The sequence below is a fragment of the Streptomyces sp. TBY4 genome (assembly GCF_024213195.1).
In the GTDB taxonomy this organism is placed as follows: domain Bacteria; phylum Actinomycetota; class Actinomycetes; order Streptomycetales; family Streptomycetaceae; genus Streptomyces.
In genome coordinates, this window is sequence record NZ_JANAVF010000007.1 from 424,097 (window position 1) to 440,949 (window position 16,853).

Consider the following 16,853-nt stretch of genomic DNA (forward strand, 5'->3'; position numbering starts at 1 on the left):
CCAGCACCTCGTGGATGGACAACGCGCCCCGGCCGGTCTCCTGGCTCACGGGTTGACGTCCATGCTCCGCCTTCCCGGGCAGCGCGGAACCTCCCGCGCAGCCCAGTGGCTTTCCCGCAGGAGTGGAGCCGGACTTCCCGATCACAGTGGCGAGGGCCGCACCGGTTTCCCACCGGTTTCCCGAACACCAAGGCCCGATGACCCTAGTCGGCCGCACGGACCGGTAACAACCCGGCCCCTCTGCGCACCCGGGCGGGCGCGGCCCGGACGGGTGCGGTCCGGTGGCGGGCGGGCCGGAGCCCCGTGAGGCTGGGCGGGTGGCTACCGACCCCGCGCGCGACCCCGACTACTCCGACCTCACCGCCGTCTACGTCAACTGCACGCTCAAGCGATCGCCCGAGCCCAGCAACACCGAGGGCCTGATCGACAGGAGCCGCGCGGTGATGGAGGCGGCCGGGGCCCGGACCTCCCTCATCCGGGCCGTGGACCACGACATCGCCACCGGTGTCTGGCCCGACATGACCGACCACGGCTGGGAGAGCGACCAGTGGCCGGTGCTCTACAGCCAGATCATGGACGCCGACATCCTCGTGCTGTGCGGCCCGATCTGGCTCGGGGACAACAGCTCGGTGATGAAGCAGGTCATCGAGCGGCTCTACGCCTGCTCCTCGATCCTGAACGAGCAGGGCCAGTACGCCTATTACGGGCGCGTGGGCGGGGCGCTGATCACGGGCAACGAGGACGGCGTCAAGCACTGCGCCATGAACATCCTCTACAGCCTCCAGCACCTCGGCTACGCGATCCCCCCGCAGGCCGACGCCGGATGGATCGGCGAGGCCGGACCGGGGCCCTCGTACCTGGACCCCGGATCCGGCGGACCCGAGAACGATTTCACCAACCGGAACACGGCCTTCATGAGCTGGAACCTCATGCACCTGGCCGCTCTGCTCAAGAGGTCCGGTGGAATGCCGGCGCACGGCAATCAGCGCTCCCTGTGGGACGCGGGCTGCCGCTTCGACTTCCCGAACCCCGAGCACCGCTGAGCCCGAGCCCGTCAGATGAGGTCGCGGTGGCGGCCCACCTTGGTGGAGAAGAGGTAGAGCGGGGGCAGGAGGGCGGCGGCGCAGACGGTCCAGAGCGCGGTACGGGCGCCGAACTGGGTGGCGAGGAGACCGGCGGTGAGCGCGCCGAGCGGCAGCGCGCCCCAGGAGACGAAGCGGACCGTGGCCATCACACGGGACAGCAGTTCCGGGGGCGACTGCGTCTGCCGATAGGTGCGGGTGGTGATCGAGCCGATGACGGTGCCGAAGGCGAAGCCGGCGTTGCCCAGGGCGAACCAGTACGCGTCCCCCGCCGACGTGGTCAGCGGGGCGAGCAGGAGCAGCGAGCCGCCGGCCAGGTCGGACAGGATGATGCCCCGCGCGGTGCCGAGGCGCGTGGTCACGCGGACCGCCACGGCGGCGCCGGCGAGCGCGCCGACCCCGTCCGCGGCGAGGACGAGACCGAGCTGCACGGAGTCGAGGCCGGCTCCGCGGACCAGGTAGAGGGGGGTGAGGGTGACGAGGGCCGCGTTGAGGAAGTTGGCTGCGGTCGCCCAGATCATGCAGGGGCGCATGACCGGGTGCTTGGCGACGTACCGCCATCCCGCGCGCATCAGCCGCAGCGCGCTCTCGCCGGTGCGGGGCGCGGGGCGGCTCTCGGGGAGGGTGCGCAGGAGCACGGCGGAGACCAGGTAGCTGGCGGCGTCCACGACGATCGCGCCGACCGGGCCCGTCGCACCGATCAGGACGCCGCCGAGGGAGGGGCCGCCGGTGTCGGTGACGGCGTGCGTGCCCGACATGACGCTGTTGCGGGCGGCCAGCTGCCGGGCCGGGACGACGGCGGGCAGGAAGGTCGAGTTGCCGATGTCGAACAGCACGGTCGCCGAGCCGGTGACGAGCGCCGCGAACAGCAGGTGCGGATACGTGAGCGTGCCGATCCACCAGGCGAGCGGCAGCGATCCGAGCGCCGCGAACCGTACGAGGTCGAGCGTGACCTGGAGCCGGCGCAGCGGCACGCGCTGCGCGAGGACGCCGGCCGGGAGGCTGAGCAGCAGCCAGGAGACCTGGCCGGCGGCGGCGAGCAGGGCGACCTGGAAAGCGGTGGCGTCCAGCACGGTGAGGGCGACGAGCGGCAGGGCGAGGACGGTGACGGCGCTGCCCGCGCCGCTGACCGTGGCGGCGGCCCAGAAGCGCCAGAAGACGCCCTGCGAGGAGGATTCCTGTTCGTCGTCGCGTCGGTCGCGCTCGTGGATCGCCTGTGTTCCGCTCATGCGGAGCCCACCCCCGGGTCTAGTTAGTTTCCTTTGGGAACTCACTCGTTAACAGATGAGTTTCTATACGGAACTAACCTCATGACGCAAGGAGTGGCCGACGCGGCACGAGTACCGGTGGCCGACCGTGTGGCCACCGGCACGCGCGCTTCCCGGTGGCGGACATGCCGCCCGCCCGGGTGATCAGCAGACGTTCGGGTGCGCGATGTCCAGGACGAAGCGCTCGGGGGAGTGCAGTTTGAACGAGGTGTAGGCGGGCTTCGTGTGGAAGGCGGCGCCGAGGGTGACGTACCCCTCGTAGTCGCCGGTCAGGGCGAGGCCCTTCAGCTTGGGCAGGTAGATCTTGAGGAGCTTGGGCCCGCGATAGACGTTGCGGCCCGCGTCGTCGTGTCCGGCGGCGGGATGCAGGCGGATCTCCAGGAAGTACCGCCCGGCCAGCGGGACGGGCTTGCCGGACCCGTCGTAGACCAGCTTCGGGACGCGGGTGACGGTGACGTCGGGGACGTAGCCCCGCACGTCGATGACCACCCGGTCGTACGTGCAGTGCCCGCCCCAGCGGGCGTTGACGACGAGCGGGGTGGCGGTGGCGGAGGCGGAGGCGGTGGTGGTTGCGGTCGCGGCGGAGGCCGGTGCGGCGAAGGCGAGGGAGGCGGCGAGCAGTGCGCCCAACCCCAGTGCGGTGGCCTGCCGGCGGCGTGGACGGTTCATGGCGTCCCCTCGATTCCGAGAGACGGGGAACGGTGTCACCCGCGAAGACGCGCCCGGTACGGCTGTGGTTGCACCGGGTTCACCGGGTTCACCGGCTTCGTCCGCTTCAGCTGGGCAGCAGGGCGTTCAGCTCGGCGTCGAGGTCGTAGTACCGGTGCTCCTGGCCGCGCGGCACCAGCTCGGTCATCCGGCGGCACAGCGCGTGCACGTCCTTGGCCCGGGCCGACACCACGCACGACTGCTCGCCGTTGCTGAAGGCGAGGAAGACCCGCGGCTCGGTGCCCTTCCAGCGCGGCCACACCTGTATGTCGCCCTCGCCGGTGGCGCAGACCTGGCCGTCGAGCAGCAGCTCCCGGGAGAAGACCCAGCGGGCGAGGTGCATGCCGGCCCCCTCGAAGTCGAGGGAGACCTCGTAGGGTCGGTCGGCGCGGTACACGAAGACGCCCCGTACCGGGATGGTCTCGGACGCGGCCTCCAGGCGGAGCGGGAGGACGCGGTGTTCGGTGCCGGGCATGCGGGCGCCTCTCTCTCGGACGGGGCCTCGCCGGCGTGCGTGCGGCATGCCCCCTCGGCAAGCTAGTCCACCCCGGGTCCGCCTTTCCGCGGCCGAAGGTCCCCTCCGGCCGGGCCGCTCGGCCCGACTTCGCCCGACGCGCCGAGCCCCGCCCTCCGGGGGGAGGGCGGGGCTCGGTGGAAGGGCGGGACCGGGGCGGGGCCCCGGCCGGAACTACGGGAGCGGGTTGTAGATGAACGACTCGTGGGAGTTGGACTGCCCGATCGCGGTGAAGCCCGAGCCGTTGGCCTGGGCGCCGTTGTTCTGGTTGGAGGCGCCGAAGCCCGAGGCGACCTGCTGGGCGGTGGAGGAGTTCCCGAGGTTGCTGCCGCCGACCCCGCTGCCGAGGATGTCGGCGAGGGCCGCGTTGGACGCGGTCCCGGCCGCACCGGCCCCGTTGTCCGCCCGGGCGACGCCCGACAGGAGCGCGAAGGCGAGGGGGAGCGATGCGGCGGCCGCCATCACGCGGATGCTGCGGGTGCTTGCCATGTTTCAAGTCCTCCAGTTGAGCAAAACGGCTGTGGTCCAAGACGGTTGGCCGACCGCCGGGGGTGTGGACGCGACGTCGTGCCCCCACCCTGGCGCAGGTGATCATCAAGAAACCAGCTCAGACTGCCTTGTTCCCCCTCAAGCGTGATCAACTTCCCGTCAAACCTCATATACCGCCCAATCTCGAACGAAGTTACTGGCGTAACCCCACCGCGAGGACCTCAACGACAAGGGCCCCGACGCCATGCGTCGGGGCCCTCGCCGGTCAGACGGTGGTGCGGGTCAGCACTCGATGACGTTGACCGCGAGACCGCCGCGGGCGGTCTCCTTGTACTTGACCTTCATGTCGGCGCCCGTCTCCTTCATGGTCTTGATGACCTTGTCGAGGGAGACCTTGTGGCTGCCGTCGCCGCGCATCGCCATCTTGGCCGCGGTGACGGCCTTGACCGCCGCCATGCCGTTGCGCTCGATGCAGGGGATCTGCACGAGCCCGCCGACCGGGTCGCAGGTCAGGCCGAGGTTGTGCTCCATGCCGATCTCGGCCGCGTTCTCGACCTGCTCCGGGGTGCCGCCGAGCACCTCCGCGAGGGCGCCGGCCGCCATCGAGCAGGCCGAGCCGACCTCGCCCTGGCAGCCGACCTCGGCGCCGGAGATCGAGGCGTTCTCCTTGAAGAGCATGCCGATCGCACCGGCGGCGAGGAGGAAGCGGACCACGCCGTCCTCGTCGGCGCCCGGCACGAAGTTCATGTAGTAGTGCAGGACCGCCGGCAGGACGCCCGCCGCGCCGTTGGTCGGGGCGGTGACGACCCGGCCGCCGGCCGCGTTCTCCTCGTTGACCGCCATCGCGTAGATGGTCGCCCACTCGCTGCGGTGCATCATCGGGTCGCCCTCGGTGCGCAGCTGGCGCGCCGTGGAGGCGGCCCGGCGCTTGACCCGCAGGCCGCCGGGGAGGATGCCCTCGCGGGACATGCCGCGCGAGACGCAGGCCTGCATGACGCGCCAGATCTCCAGGAGGCCCTCGCGGATCTCCTCCTCGGTGCGCCAGGCCTTCTCGTTCTCCAGCATCATCGAGGAGATCGACAGGCCGGTCTCGTTCGCGAGGCGCAGCATCTCGTCGCCGCTGCGGAAGGGGTACTTCAGCGGGGTGTCGTCGAGCTTGATCCGGTCCTCGCCGACCGCGTCCTCGTCCACGACGAAGCCGCCGCCGACCGAGTAGTAGGTCTTCTCCAGCAGCGGGGTGCCCGCCTCGTCGTACGCGAAGAGCGTCATGCCGTTCGCGTGGTACGGGAGCGAGCGCCGGCGGTGCAGGATCAGCTGGTTCGGCTCGTCGAAGGCGATCTCGTGGCCATCGCCTATTTCGGTGCCCAGCAGGCGCAGGCGGCCCGTCCTGCGGATGCGCTCGACCTCGTCGTCGGCGGTCTCCACGTTCACGGTGCGGGGGGAGTGGCCCTCCAGGCCCAGCAGCACCGCCTTGGGGGTGCCGTGGCCGTGCCCGGTGGCGCCGAGGGAGCCGAAGAGCTCGGCGCGGACCGAGGCGGTCTGGGCGAGGACGCCGTCCTTCTTGAGCCGGGTCACGAACATGCGCGCGGCGCGCATCGGTCCGACGGTGTGGGAGGAGGAGGGACCGATGCCGATCGAGAAGAGATCGAAGACGGAGATGGCCACGGTTGCGGACTCCTATGTCTGCTCGTGGGTGGGAAGCGTGGGCAGGAGGGGTGGATCTGCGGATTTTGTCCGGCAGACGAGCTTAACTCGGTGAGATGAACAGCTCGGCTGCCGGACGCGTCGGGCGGAGGGGGATCAGGCGTGGGTCAGGGTGCGCTCCGGGGCCTCGGACGCCTCGGCGGCGCCGGCGTCGGCCCCGGGTGCATCCAGGACCGGGTCGGGGCCCGGCAGGCCCGCGTAGTGGGCCTTGACCCCGGACCGTACGGCCCAGAAGTAGAAGCCGAGGGCGGAGAGGCCCACGATCGCGATGTCGAGGCCGCCGGGGATGATGCCGTGGCCGCCGAACTCCTTGCTGCCGAGCGCCGACAGCGTGCCCAGCCACAGCAGGAAGGCGATCATCCACCAGGCCGGGGCGAACTGCCTGGCCAGGTTCTTCTCGCCCTTGCGCTTGAGCACCACGGCCGCGATCGGGGCGGCGACCAGGGTGAGCAGCACGACCTTGCCGGTGTCGGGCCACTTGGACCAGTACAGGGCGCAGGCGGCGAAGGCGAAGGTGATCGGGCACAGGATCTTGGCCGCCGGGAGGCGGAAGGGACGCGGCAGCTCGGGCTTGGTCCTGCGGAAGACGCCGACCGCGATCGGGCCGATCAGGTACGAGACCACCATCGCGGCGGAGACCACGGAGGCCAGGGCCTCCCAGCTGTGGCCGACGGTGACCAGCAGCAGGATCGAGAAGCCGAGGTTCAGCCACATCGCGGGACGGGCGGTGCCGTACTTGGGGTGCACCTCGCGGATCTTCTTCGGGAAGAAGCCGGTGTCGGCGAGGTTCTGCGCCATGTACGACGCCGAGGCGACGTTGCCGATGTTGGCACCGGACGGGGAGATGAAGGCGCCGAACTGGAGCATCGTGACGACCCAGTGCAGCATCAGCATCTTGGCGAGGTCGGCGAAGGGCGAGGAGAAGTTGATGCCGCTCCAGCCGCCGGCCTCGGCCAGCTTCTCCGGCGGGACGCCGCCGATGAAGGCGATCTGCAGGGCCAGGTAGATCACCAGGCCGAGGGAGAGCGCGCCGACCAGGGCCAGCGGGATGGCGCGGCCGGGGTTCTTGGCGGCGCCGCCAAGGTTGACGACGGCCTGGAAGCCGTTGAAGGCGAAGACCACACCGGAGGTGGTGACGGCGGTCATGACGGCGGGCCAGCCGTTGGGGGCGAAGCCGCCGTGGTCGGTGAAGTTGCCGGTGTGGAAGCCGGAGGCGATCAGGGCGATCACGGCGAGCACCGGGATGGCGAACTTGACCAGGGTGAGGAGGTTGTTCGCCTTGGCGAGCAGGGCGACCGACCAGTAGCAGGCCAGCCACAGGGCCACCGTCAGGAACAGGGCCATCGCCATGCCGGAGGTGGTCAGTCCGCCGTTCTCGACCAGGCCCTTGGCCCAGCCGAAGTTCCAGGAGGACATGTACTGCGTACCGGCGATGGACTCGATCGGGATCAGCGCGGCGATGGCGATCCAGACCGCCCAGCCGGTGATGAAGCCCAGCACCGGCCCGTGCGAGATGGTGCCGAAGCGGGCCATCGAGCCGGGCAGCGGGTAGGCCGCGCCCACCTCCGCGTAGGACATGGCGATCATGCCGATGAAGACGGCGCCGATGACCCAGGCGATGATCGCCGCGGGTCCCGCGACGGCGGCGGCCTGGCCCGCGCCGAAGAGCCACCCCGAGCCGAAGATCGAGCCGAGCCCAATCATGATCAGGGCGAAGAGACTGAGTCCCTTCTTGTTCGCTGCGCTCATGTCCATGGGGTGTGCTGTCCGTCCTGCCAGGGGGTGCGGTCGTTCCTTATTCGGAGCCTATTTGCCATTTATTGGAAGAATCAGCGGCAAGAGGTCGCATCCGCCTGGGGCTTTGGTCATGAAAGGGGCCCGGCCCTGTGCACAACAAGACCGGGCCCTCTCAAGCCGCTGCTTAGAGCGACGGGTACAGCGGGAACTTCGCGGCGAGCGCGGAGACGCGCGCCTTCAGGTCGTCCGCGTCGTAGGTGGGCTTCAGCGCCTGCGCGATGATCTCGGCGACCTCGGTGAAGGCCTCGGCGTCGAAACCGCGGGTGGCCAGCGCCGGCGTACCGATCCGCAGACCCGAGGTGACCATCGGCGGCCGCGGGTCGTTCGGGATGGCGTTGCGGTTGACCGTGATGCCGACCTCGTGGAGGCGGTCCTCGGCCTGCTGGCCGTCCAGCTCGGAGTTGCGCAGGTCGACCAGGACCAGGTGCACGTCGGTGCCGCCGGTGAGGACGTCCACGCCCACGGCCTTGACGTCGTCCTGGACCAGACGGGCGGCGAGGATCTTCGCGCCCTCCAGGGTGCGCTCCTGGCGCTCCTTGAACTCGGGCGAGGCCGCGACCAGGAACGAGACGGCCTTGGCCGCGATCACGTGCTCCAGCGGGCCGCCCTGCTGACCCGGGAAGACCGCGGAGTTGATCTTCTTGGCCAGCTCCTGCGTCGACAGGATGACACCGCCGCGCGGACCGCCGAGGGTCTTGTGCGTGGTGGTGGTGACGACGTGGGCGTGCGGCACCGGGTTCGGGTGCAGACCCGCGGCGACCAGGCCGGCGAAGTGCGCCATGTCGACCATCAGGTACGCGCCGACCTCGTCCGCGATGCGGCGGAAGGCGGCGAAGTCCAGCTGGCGCGGGTAGGCGGACCAGCCCGCGACGATCAGCTGCGGCTTGGTCTCCTTGGCGAGGCGCTCGACCTCGGCCATGTCTACCTCGCCGGTCTCGTCGACGTGGTACGGGACCACGTTGTAGAGCTTGCCGGAGAAGTTGATCTTCATGCCGTGGGTCAGGTGACCGCCGTGGGCCAGGTTCAGGCCCATGATCGTGTCGCCCGGCTTGATCAGCGCGAACATCGCGGCCGCGTTGGCCTGCGCGCCCGAGTGGGGCTGCACGTTCGCGGCCTCGGCGCCGAAGAGCGCCTTGATGCGGTCGATCGCGATCTGCTCGACCACGTCGACGTGCTCACAGCCGCCGTAGTAGCGGCGGCCGGGGTAGCCCTCGGCGTACTTGTTGGTCAGGACCGAGCCCTGGGCCTCCATGACGGCGACCGGAGCGAAGTTCTCCGACGCGATCATTTCCAGGGTGGACTGCTGGCGCACGAGTTCGGCGTCGACGGCGGCGGCGACGTCCGGGTCGAGCTCGTGGAGGGGAGTGTTCAGTACAGACATCAGGGTTCCCTGGGTCAGTTGCCGGCGGTGAGCTTGGCGTACTCGTCGACGGAGAGCAGGTCGGCCGGCTCCTCCGTGACGCGCACCTTGAAGAGCCAGCCGCCCTCGAACGGAGCCGAGTTCACCAGCGCCGGGTCGTCGATGACGTCCTGGTTGGACTCGACGATCTCGCCGGTGACGGGGGAGTACAGGTCGCTGACCGACTTGGTCGACTCCAGCTCGCCGCAGGTCTCGCCCGCGGTCACCGTGTCGCCCACCTCGGGAAGCTGGGCGTAGACGACGTCACCGAGCGCGTTGGCCGCGAACTCCGTGATGCCGACCGTCGAGACGCCGTCGACGGCGTCCGACAGCCACTCGTGCTCCTTGCTGAAACGCAGCTGCTGGGGGTTGCTCATGACCTGATTCTCCTGGATGCGGGGGAGTGGATACGAACGGTGGTCGTGCGGGCGGCGCGGGGCGCCGGAGTGCGGTGCGGTACGCGGTGGTACGCGGTCGTACGAGGATTACTTCTGCCGCTTGTAGAACGGCAGTGCCACGACCTCGTACGCCTCATGCGTACCGCGAATGTCCACGCCGACGCCGGAGGTGCCGGGCGCGGCGTGCACCGCGTCGACATAGGCCATCGCGATCGGCTTGCCCAGCGTCGGGGACGGGGCGCCCGAGGTGACCTCGCCGACGACCTGGCCGTCGAAGGTCACGGAGAAGCCGGCGCGCGGAACGCGGCGGCCCTCGGCGATCAGGCCGACCAGCTTGCGCGGCGGGTTGGCGGTGGCGCGCTCGGCGGCGGCCTCCAGGGCGGCGCGGCCGACGAAGTCGCCCTCCTTCTCGAACTTCACGACCCGGCCCAGACCCGCGTCGAACGGGGTGAGGGAGGTGGTCAGCTCGTGCCCGTACAGCGGCATGCCCGCTTCCAGGCGCAGGGTGTCGCGGCAGGACAGGCCGGCCGGGACCAGGCCGACGCCCTCGCCCGCCTTGGTCAGCGCCTGCCACAGCTCCACGGCGTGCTCGGGGGAGACGAACAGCTCGAAGCCGTCCTCGCCGGTGTAGCCGGTACGCGCGATCAGCGCGGGCACCCCGGCGACCGTCCCGGGCAGCCCGGCGTAGTACTTCAGGCCGTCCAGGTCGGCGTCGGTCAGCGAGGCGAGGATGCCGGGGGACTCCGGGCCCTGCACCGCGAGCAGCGCGTAGGCGTCGCGGTCGTCGCGGACCTCGGCGTCGAAGCCGGCGGCGCGCTCGGTGATCGCGTCGAGGACGACCTGGGCGTTGGAGGCGTTGGCGACGACCATGAACTCGGTCTCGCCGAGGCGGTAGACGATCAGGTCGTCGAGGATCCCGCCGTCCTCCTGGCAGATGTGCGTGTAGCGGGCCCGGCCGACGCCGACGGTGGAGATGTTGCCGACCAGCGCGTAGTCCAGGACCTTGACGGCCTCGGGGCCGGTCAGGGTGATCTCGCCCATGTGGGAGAGGTCGAAGAGGCCGGCCTTGGTGCGGACGGCGTTGTGCTCGTCGCGCTCGCTGCCGTACCGCAGGGGCATGTCCCAGCCCGCGAAGTCGGTCATGGTCGCACCGAGGGAACGGTGCAGCGCATCGAGGGCGGTCAGGCGGGGGGCAGTGCTCATGGGTGTGGCTCCCGGGTCCCAGGGCATGACATGACGAGGAGGAGTTCCTCCCCATCTGTCATCGGAACCTGAGAGGTTCGCCGAGAGTTCCCCTTCAGGGGAAGGCCATCGACTTGCACCTTGGGTGGAGCCGTCACCGGCGCCCTCACGGGCGGTGGCGCGGCTCGCTTTTCAGATCTGCCTCATCCACGCGGTACGGGGCCTGAGAGATTCAAGGGAGGTACTTGCTCCTTCGGCGCCCGGGCTCCGCCTTGCGGCGTGCCGGGACTCTCCCGCGCGGATTCAAGCGGCCGGTATGCAGTTAGGTGTCCAGATGGCGCACATCATTGCACGAGGATCGGCCGAATGGGGGAGGGGGGCCGCAAGCCGAGCGGACCCGGAACGGAACCGGCGCCGCCGGATTACCGTCTCTTTACACTCAGGGGGAACGGGTCCACTGACCCGTAGCGGGGGAGGCGAGCACTGTGCGGAGATTCGGAGTACTGGCGGCGACGGCAACGGGCACCGTCGAGGGCGCGGTGGCCGGGGTGCCGTCGCAGCGCGGCGTCCTGCGGGACCCGGCGGCGGCCGGAGCGGCCGGGGAGCCCGGAGCCGTACGGGACCTGCGCGGGGCCGAGGGCCCGCGGCGGCTGAGCTTCGCCGCGGGGGACGTCGTGGTGGTCTCCGGACTGCCCGGCGGCGGCAAGAGCACCTTGATCAAGCGGGCCGCCGAGGGCGGCGGCATCGACTCCCAGGACGCCCGCGAGCGGTGGGAGCGCCGGATGCCGGCCTCCGTGCCCTACGCGGTGTACCGGCCGGCGGTCCGGATCTCCCACTACTGGGGCTTGTGGCGGGTGCTCCGCTCCGGGGCCCCCGCCGTCGTCCACGACTGCGGTACGCAGAGCTGGGTACGGGCCCTGCTGGCCTCGGCGGCCCGGCGGCGCGGGCGCGCGCTCCACATGGTGCTGCTGGACACCACCCCCGAGGAGGCGCGGGCCGGGCAGGCGGCGCGGGGCCGCGGGGTGTCGGCGTACGCCTTCGCCCGGCACCGGGGAGCGGTGGCCCGGCTGCTGCGCGAGGCCGAGGCGGGCCGCCCGCCGGCCGGCTGCGCATCGGTGACCCTGCTGGACCGCCCGGCGGCGTCCCGGCTGACGTCGATCGGCTTCCGGTAGCGGGGGCGGCCCGGGGCGGGGGCCCCTGGGGCACCACGGCACCAGGGGCACCAGGGGTGCCCGATAATCTCGGGGCGATACCAGGGGCGGGACCAAGGGCAAGCGAGCGGAGACGTACATGTGGCCGGGTAACGAGCTGGAGCAGGTGCTCGGGGCGGCGCTCGGACAGGCGGACGCCGGGGGACGGATCCTCGAGGTCCTCGGGCGCAGCCACCTGTGGATCCCGCTGCCCGGCGGGGTGAACAGCCTGAGCCTGCCCACCATGGACATCGACGGCGCCGCGTACGTGCCCGTCTACAGCTCCGAGGAGCAGTTCCGCGCCTGCGCCGGGCCGGCCATGGACTTCGCCGTCGCCCCCGCCGTGGACTTCGCCCGGGGACTGCCCCCGCAGCTCGGCATCGCGGTCAACCCCGAGGGGGCCGTCGGCGTGCCCCTGCCCCCGCCGGCCGTCGCGGAGCTCTGCCGGACCGGCCGCACCCCGCTCGACGGGTCCGCCACCGGCGGCCGGGTCCGGCTCTTCGAGCCCGACTGGCAGGAGGATCCGGTCGAGTTCCTGGCCGCCGCCGCGGAGGAGTTCCGCGCCACCGGAGTGGTCGCGTCCGCGCACCGCTGCCTCGCCAGCGTCGAGGGCGGCCCGCCGGAGCTCTACGTAGGAGTCCACCTGCTGGGATGGGAGCCCGCGATGCGGAACGCGCCGATGGACGCGCTGGGACGGGCCCTGACCCGCGTACCACCGCCCTGGCCGGTGCAGTTGATCCTCCTCGACGCCGCGGAGGACCCGGTCGTCGACTACATACGTGAGCGCGTACGCCCCTTCTACCTGCCGTAGTGACGCTTAAGCTGGTGGCCGACACGCGTGGACGACGGGCGGACGAACAGACGAAGAGGGGTACCGGGTGAGTGCGTCAGGCACGGCCGCGGTCGGGCAGGTCGAGCACATGCTGCGCCAGGTGACTCCCGGGCGCTACGAGAGCTACGAGTCTCTCCTGCACGCCCTGGCCGAGGGACGGCTCTGGATGCTCCTCTGGCAGGGGCAGCCCGGCTCTCCGGAGGCCCAGTACGGCGGCATGGAGGTCGAGGGCCTCGGGTACGCGCCCTGCGTGACCTCCCCGCAGGAGCTGGCCGCCAGCGGCTGGAACCGCGGGTACGAGGTGGCCACCGGCCGGGACATCGCCCGCGCCCTCTACCCCGACCGCTGGGGGCTGTGGCTCAATCCGCACGCCCAGGGCGGCGGCGTCGGCATTCCCTGGGCCGACCTGCGCCGGATCGCCACCGGGCTGGACCGGATGCCGGCCGGACCGCTGCGGCTGTCCGAGCCCGCCATCGAGCTGCCGCAGTTCTACGGACTGCTCACGCAGCACGCGCACCGCACGCCCGCCGTCCGTTCGCTGCGTCGCGCCTGGGTGCAGCCCGCGCTGGGCTCCCCGTACCTCGCCGTCGGGCTCGATCTGTACGACGCCTCGGCGCACGCGCTGGAAGCCGTACGGGAGATGATGCGCCAGTCGGTCGGCGCGGTCCCCGAGGGGGTGCCCGTGTGCACGGTCGCGCTCGCGGACGAACACGACCCGGTGGCGATGTGGCTCCGGGCGCAGACCCGGCCCTTCTACGACCGCGAGGGACAGGCGCCCGCCTACTGAGACATCCCGCTCATTGAGACATGGGGGCCAAGCCATCAAAGGCCGCACGGAACGACTGTTCCGTGCGGCCTTTGCGTTGTCCTGATTTCGCCCCTGATGTATGCCCAATAGGCGTGCTAGTACGCCGAGTTGGGCGCCATGTCCGATTCCGTACCGAACAGGATGTCTTGCTCCGCTGAGACGACAGCGAAGTCCGGATAACGGGAACTCGACCCTCAGATCACGGTTGCGCATCCATTCACCTGCGGGTCTGGCGGCTGATCGAGCGCCCGATGAAGACTCCCCACCCAAGAGCGGGTCAGTCATCCAAGGGCGGCTCCGTCACGGGAACTTCGCTCGTCGTTTCACACAGCACCACCCGCACCACCAGCAAGACCCGTACCGCACCGCCCGAGCAGCACCCGCTGCGAAGAACGCATCCGCACCTCGCACTCCGAGCGCCACTCCGCACCAACGCCGCCACAGCGGCGGGCATGGGCCGGCCCACCCGTCGGCCGAGAGGGGTCCCCACCACGATGACGGCACCACTGCACGACACGAGCGCGGAGACACCCGCACCCGTGTCCGTAGCCGACGTCCCCGCCAAGGCCATCGAAGGCCGCTCTCCCGGCCGCATCGCCTGGATGCGGCTCAAGCGCGACAAGGTCGCGCTGGCCGGCGGTTTCGTCGTGCTCCTGCTGATCCTCGTCGCACTGTTCGCGCCGCTGATCGTCAGCGCGTTCGGCCACCCCCCGGAGGAACTGCACGAAGACATGCTGGACCCGCTGCTGGGCCTGCCGGCCGGGGACTTCGGCGGCATGAGCCGCGAGTTCCTGCTCGGCGTCGAGCCGGTCAACGGCCGCGACGTGTTCAGCCGCATCGTCTACGGCGCCCGCATCTCGCTGCTGGTCGCCTTCCTGTCCGCCTTCGTGGCGGTCTCGCTGGGCACCTTCTTCGGCATCGTCGCCGGCTACTTCGGCGGCTGGGTCGACGCGGCCATCAGCCGGGTCATGGACCTGCTGCTCGCCTTCCCGCAGCTGCTCTTCATCATCGCGCTGGTCTCGGTGGTCCCGGCCAAGCTCTGGGGCTTCGAGGGATCGGGCCTGCGGATCGCCGTACTGGTCCTGGTGATCGGCTTCTTCGGCTGGCCCTACATCGGCCGCATCGTCCGCGGACAGACCCTGTCGCTGCGCGAACGGGAGTACGTCGAGGCCGCACGGAGCCTGGGCGCGGGCCGGATGTACATCCTCTTCCGCGAGCTGCTCCCGAACCTGGTCGCGCCGATCACCGTCTACGCGACGCTGATGATCCCCACCAACGTGCTGACCGAGGCCGCGCTCAGCTTCCTCGGCGTCGGCGTCAAGCCGCCCACCCCGTCCTGGGGCGAGACCCTCTCGACGGCCGTGCGGACCTATGAGGACGACCCGCTCTTCATGATCTTCCCCGGCATGGCGATCTTCATCACCGTGCTGGCCTTCAACCTCTTCGGCGACGGCGTCCGCGACGCCCTCGACCCGAAGGGCTCCCGTTAGCCGTCCCCGCAGGTCATCCCGCAGGGCATCCGCAGGTCAGAACCGCAGGGCACACCGGAACCCGGCTTCGAACCGGAATCACAACGGAGGGTTGCGAGCATCGTGACTACCCATCGCATGTCCAAGCGCAGGCTCGCCGCCGGCACGGCCGTCGTGCTCGCGACGATGCTGGCCGCGACCGCCTGTGGCGGAGACGACGGCAAGCCGAAGGAAGACAAGCCGGCCGCGGCGGGCGGCTTCAACGCCGCCATCGGCAAGGTCGCCAACGCGTCGACCACGAAGGGCGGCGAGCTCAAGTTCGTCGGTACCCAGGAAGCCGACTCGTGGGACCCGCAGCGCGGCTACTACGGCTTCATGTGGGACTTCTCCCGCTACTACGCCCGCCAGCTCGTCAGCTTCAAGCCGGAGCCGGGCTCCAAGAGCACCGAGCTCGTCCCCGACCTGGCCACCGCCAACGCGGAGATCAGCGACGGCGGCAAGACCTACAAGTACACCCTCAAGGACAACGTGACCTGGGAGGACGGCACCCCCGTCACCGCCCAGGACGTGAAGTACGGCATCGAGCGCACCTGGGCCCAGGACGTCATCTCCGGCGGCCCGGTCTACCTGATGCAGGTCCTCGACCCGAAGACCGAGTACCCGGGCCCGTACAAGGACACCAGCCCGGACAAGCTCGGCCTCAAGGCGATCGAGACCCCGGACGCGAAGACCATCATCTTCAAGCTCCCGCAGCCCAACGGTGACTTCGAGCAGATGCTGGCCATGCCGGCCGCCAGCCCGGTCAAGCAGGAGAAGGACACCGCGGCCAAGTACGGCCTCAAGCCCTTCTCCAACGGCCCGTACAAGATCGACTCGTACGAGCCCAACAAGAGCATGAAGCTCTCGCGCAACACGAACTGGAAGCCCGAGTCGGACACCATCCGCAAGGCGCTCCCGGACTCCATCTCCGTCACGTTCATGGCGAACGCGGACGACATGGACAAGCGCCTGATGAACGGCGAGTTCGACCTGGACATCAACGCGACCGGCATCGGCCAGGCGGCCCGCGCCACCGCGCTGAAGGACCACAAGGACAACCTGGACAACGGCCAGACCGGCTTCATCCGGTACGCCGTCATGCCGCAGACCGTCGCTCCGTTCGACAACATCGACTGCCGCAAGGCCGTCATCTACGCGGCCGACAAGAAGTCCCTGCAGACCGCCCGCGGCGGCCCGCAGGCCGGTGGCGACATCGCCCCCAACATGCTCCCGCTCGGCATCAAGGGCTCCGACGGCAAGTACGACCCGTACGGGGTCCTGCAGAACGACGGCAAGCCGAACGTCGACAAGGCCAAGGCCGCGCTGAAGGCCTGTGGCAAGGAGACCGGCTTCAAGACCACGATCGCGGTCCGCAACAACAAGCCGGTCGAGGTCGCCACGGCCGTCTCCCTGCAGAACGCCCTGAAGCAGGTCGGCATCGAGGCCGACGTCGACCAGTTCGACGGCGCCCAGACCTCCGGCATCATCGGTTCGCCGAAGGTGGTCAAGGAGAAGGGCTACGGCATCATCATCATGGGCTGGGGCGCCGACTTCCCGACCGGTCAGGGCTTCTCCCAGCCGCTGGTCGACGGCCGCTTCATCCTGCAGAGCGGCAACAACAACTTCTCCGAGCTCAACGACCCGGCGATCAACAAGCTGTTCGACGACGCCATCGCGGAGACCGACCCGGCCAAGGCCGGCGACATCTACAAGCAGATGAACCAGAAGGTCTCCGAGGCCGCGGTCTACCTGCCCTTCGTCTACGACAAGACGATCAACTGGCGCAGCAGCCGTCTGAAGAACGTCTACACCTCCGACGCGTACAACGGCCGGTACGACTACGCCTCGCTCGGCGTCCAGTAGACCGACCGTCCGAATCAGTTCCAGTGCCACACCCGCTAGGCACGAAGGGCAGGTGATGGCCGCGGCGGCGGTCCGGGGGCGCTCTCCAGAAGAGGGCGTCCCCGGGCCGCG

General features: G+C 70.3%; 15 protein-coding genes and 2 riboswitches. Of the genes, 6 read left to right on the forward strand and 9 right to left on the reverse strand.

The genetic code is table 11. The features are described 5' to 3' along the window. Positions 1-12 precede the first annotated feature (12 nt). Positions 13-207: riboswitch (cobalamin riboswitch) on the reverse strand. Positions 208-317: 110 nt separating this feature from the next. Then, on the forward strand, positions 318-1,043 hold the full coding sequence (locus tag NLX94_RS20115; protein WP_254384328.1) for a flavodoxin family protein: 726 nt from the start codon (positions 318-320) through the stop codon (positions 1,041-1,043). Positions 1,044-1,054: 11 nt separating this feature from the next. On the opposite strand, the gene NLX94_RS20120 is transcribed toward NLX94_RS20115, so the two are convergent. From NLX94_RS20120 to gcvT, 9 genes are all read right to left on the reverse strand, one after another. Next, positions 1,055-2,311 (reverse strand): MFS transporter, encoded by a 1,257-nt coding sequence (locus tag NLX94_RS20120; RefSeq protein WP_254384329.1) that lies wholly within the window; start codon positions 2,309-2,311, stop codon positions 1,055-1,057. A 183-nt stretch (positions 2,312-2,494) separates the two neighbouring features. Next, positions 2,495-3,019, reverse strand: a complete 525-nt coding sequence (locus NLX94_RS20125) for a hypothetical protein (RefSeq protein ID WP_254384330.1) — start codon at positions 3,017-3,019, stop codon at positions 2,495-2,497. 106 nt (positions 3,020-3,125) lie between these two features. After that, a complete protein-coding gene (locus tag NLX94_RS20130; protein WP_254384331.1) occupies positions 3,126-3,533 on the reverse strand; it encodes an SsgA family sporulation/cell division regulator in 408 nt (135 codons plus the stop codon). A 213-nt stretch (positions 3,534-3,746) separates the two neighbouring features. Continuing rightward, positions 3,747-4,061, reverse strand: coding sequence for a hypothetical protein (locus NLX94_RS20135; protein ID WP_254384332.1), 315 nt, complete (start codon positions 4,059-4,061; stop codon positions 3,747-3,749). 282 nt (positions 4,062-4,343) lie between these two features. Continuing rightward, positions 4,344-5,726, reverse strand: a complete 1,383-nt coding sequence (locus NLX94_RS20140) for an L-serine ammonia-lyase (RefSeq protein WP_254384333.1) — start codon at positions 5,724-5,726, stop codon at positions 4,344-4,346. 135 nt (positions 5,727-5,861) lie between these two features. Continuing rightward, complete coding sequence (locus tag NLX94_RS20145) at positions 5,862-7,514, reverse strand: APC family permease (protein WP_374683991.1); 1,653 nt, start codon at positions 7,512-7,514, stop codon at positions 5,862-5,864. Positions 7,515-7,686: 172 nt separating this feature from the next. After that, positions 7,687-8,943 (reverse strand): serine hydroxymethyltransferase, encoded by a 1,257-nt coding sequence (glyA, locus tag NLX94_RS20150; protein WP_254384335.1) that lies wholly within the window; start codon positions 8,941-8,943, stop codon positions 7,687-7,689. 14 nt (positions 8,944-8,957) lie between these two features. After that, positions 8,958-9,338 carry a glycine cleavage system protein GcvH gene (gene gcvH, locus NLX94_RS20155; RefSeq protein ID WP_254384336.1) on the reverse strand — a complete coding sequence of 127 codons (381 nt, stop codon included), beginning with the start codon at positions 9,336-9,338 and terminating at the stop codon, positions 8,958-8,960. A gap of 108 nt (positions 9,339-9,446) precedes the next feature. Then, positions 9,447-10,562 carry a glycine cleavage system aminomethyltransferase GcvT gene (gene gcvT, locus NLX94_RS20160; protein WP_254384337.1) on the reverse strand — a complete coding sequence of 372 codons (1,116 nt, stop codon included), beginning with the start codon at positions 10,560-10,562 and terminating at the stop codon, positions 9,447-9,449. Positions 10,563-10,743: 181 nt separating this feature from the next. Continuing rightward, positions 10,744-10,847: riboswitch (glycine riboswitch) on the reverse strand. Between the two features lie 179 nt (positions 10,848-11,026). Here gcvT and NLX94_RS20165 point away from each other — a divergent pair. From NLX94_RS20165 to NLX94_RS20185, 5 genes are all read left to right on the forward strand, one after another. Continuing rightward, entirely contained in the window at positions 11,027-11,713 is a 687-nt protein-coding gene (locus NLX94_RS20165) for an AAA family ATPase (RefSeq protein ID WP_374683992.1), read from the forward strand. Positions 11,714-11,831: 118 nt separating this feature from the next. Further along, positions 11,832-12,542 (forward strand): enhanced serine sensitivity protein SseB, encoded by a 711-nt coding sequence (locus NLX94_RS20170; RefSeq protein WP_254384338.1) that lies wholly within the window; start codon positions 11,832-11,834, stop codon positions 12,540-12,542. A 67-nt stretch (positions 12,543-12,609) separates the two neighbouring features. Next, positions 12,610-13,350, forward strand: coding sequence for an enhanced serine sensitivity protein SseB C-terminal domain-containing protein (locus NLX94_RS20175; RefSeq protein WP_254384339.1), 741 nt, complete (start codon positions 12,610-12,612; stop codon positions 13,348-13,350). 515 nt (positions 13,351-13,865) lie between these two features. Then, the gene (locus NLX94_RS20180; protein WP_254384340.1) at positions 13,866-14,861 is read left to right on the forward strand and encodes an ABC transporter permease; all 996 of its coding nucleotides are present in this window, start codon (positions 13,866-13,868) and stop codon (positions 14,859-14,861) included. Between the two features lie 102 nt (positions 14,862-14,963). Continuing rightward, entirely contained in the window at positions 14,964-16,742 is a 1,779-nt protein-coding gene (locus tag NLX94_RS20185; protein WP_254384341.1) for an ABC transporter substrate-binding protein, read from the forward strand. Positions 16,743-16,853: the final 111 nt, after the last annotated feature.

What these genes read in the sequence shown, in the direction of transcription:
- gcvH (WP_254384336.1), bottom strand. Translation starts at nt 9,338, where the DNA reads ATGAGCAACCCCCAGCAGCTGCGTTTCAGCAAGGAGCACGAGTGGCTG.
- glyA (WP_254384335.1), bottom strand. Translation starts at nt 8,943, where the DNA reads ATGTCTGTACTGAACACTCCCCTCCACGAGCTCGACCCGGACGTCGCC.
- NLX94_RS20135 (WP_254384332.1), bottom strand. Translation starts at nt 4,061, where the DNA reads ATGGCAAGCACCCGCAGCATCCGCGTGATGGCGGCCGCCGCATCGCTC.
- gcvT (WP_254384337.1), bottom strand. Translation starts at nt 10,562, where the DNA reads ATGAGCACTGCCCCCCGCCTGACCGCCCTCGATGCGCTGCACCGTTCC.
- NLX94_RS20170 (WP_254384338.1), top strand. Translation starts at nt 11,832, where the DNA reads ATGTGGCCGGGTAACGAGCTGGAGCAGGTGCTCGGGGCGGCGCTCGGA.
- NLX94_RS20125 (WP_254384330.1), bottom strand. Translation starts at nt 3,019, where the DNA reads ATGAACCGTCCACGCCGCCGGCAGGCCACCGCACTGGGGTTGGGCGCA.
- NLX94_RS20130 (WP_254384331.1), bottom strand. Translation starts at nt 3,533, where the DNA reads ATGCCCGGCACCGAACACCGCGTCCTCCCGCTCCGCCTGGAGGCCGCG.
- NLX94_RS20145 (WP_374683991.1), bottom strand. Translation starts at nt 7,514, where the DNA reads ATGAGCGCAGCGAACAAGAAGGGACTCAGTCTCTTCGCCCTGATCATG.
- NLX94_RS20120 (WP_254384329.1), bottom strand. Translation starts at nt 2,311, where the DNA reads ATGAGCGGAACACAGGCGATCCACGAGCGCGACCGACGCGACGACGAA.
- NLX94_RS20180 (WP_254384340.1), top strand. Translation starts at nt 13,866, where the DNA reads ATGACGGCACCACTGCACGACACGAGCGCGGAGACACCCGCACCCGTG.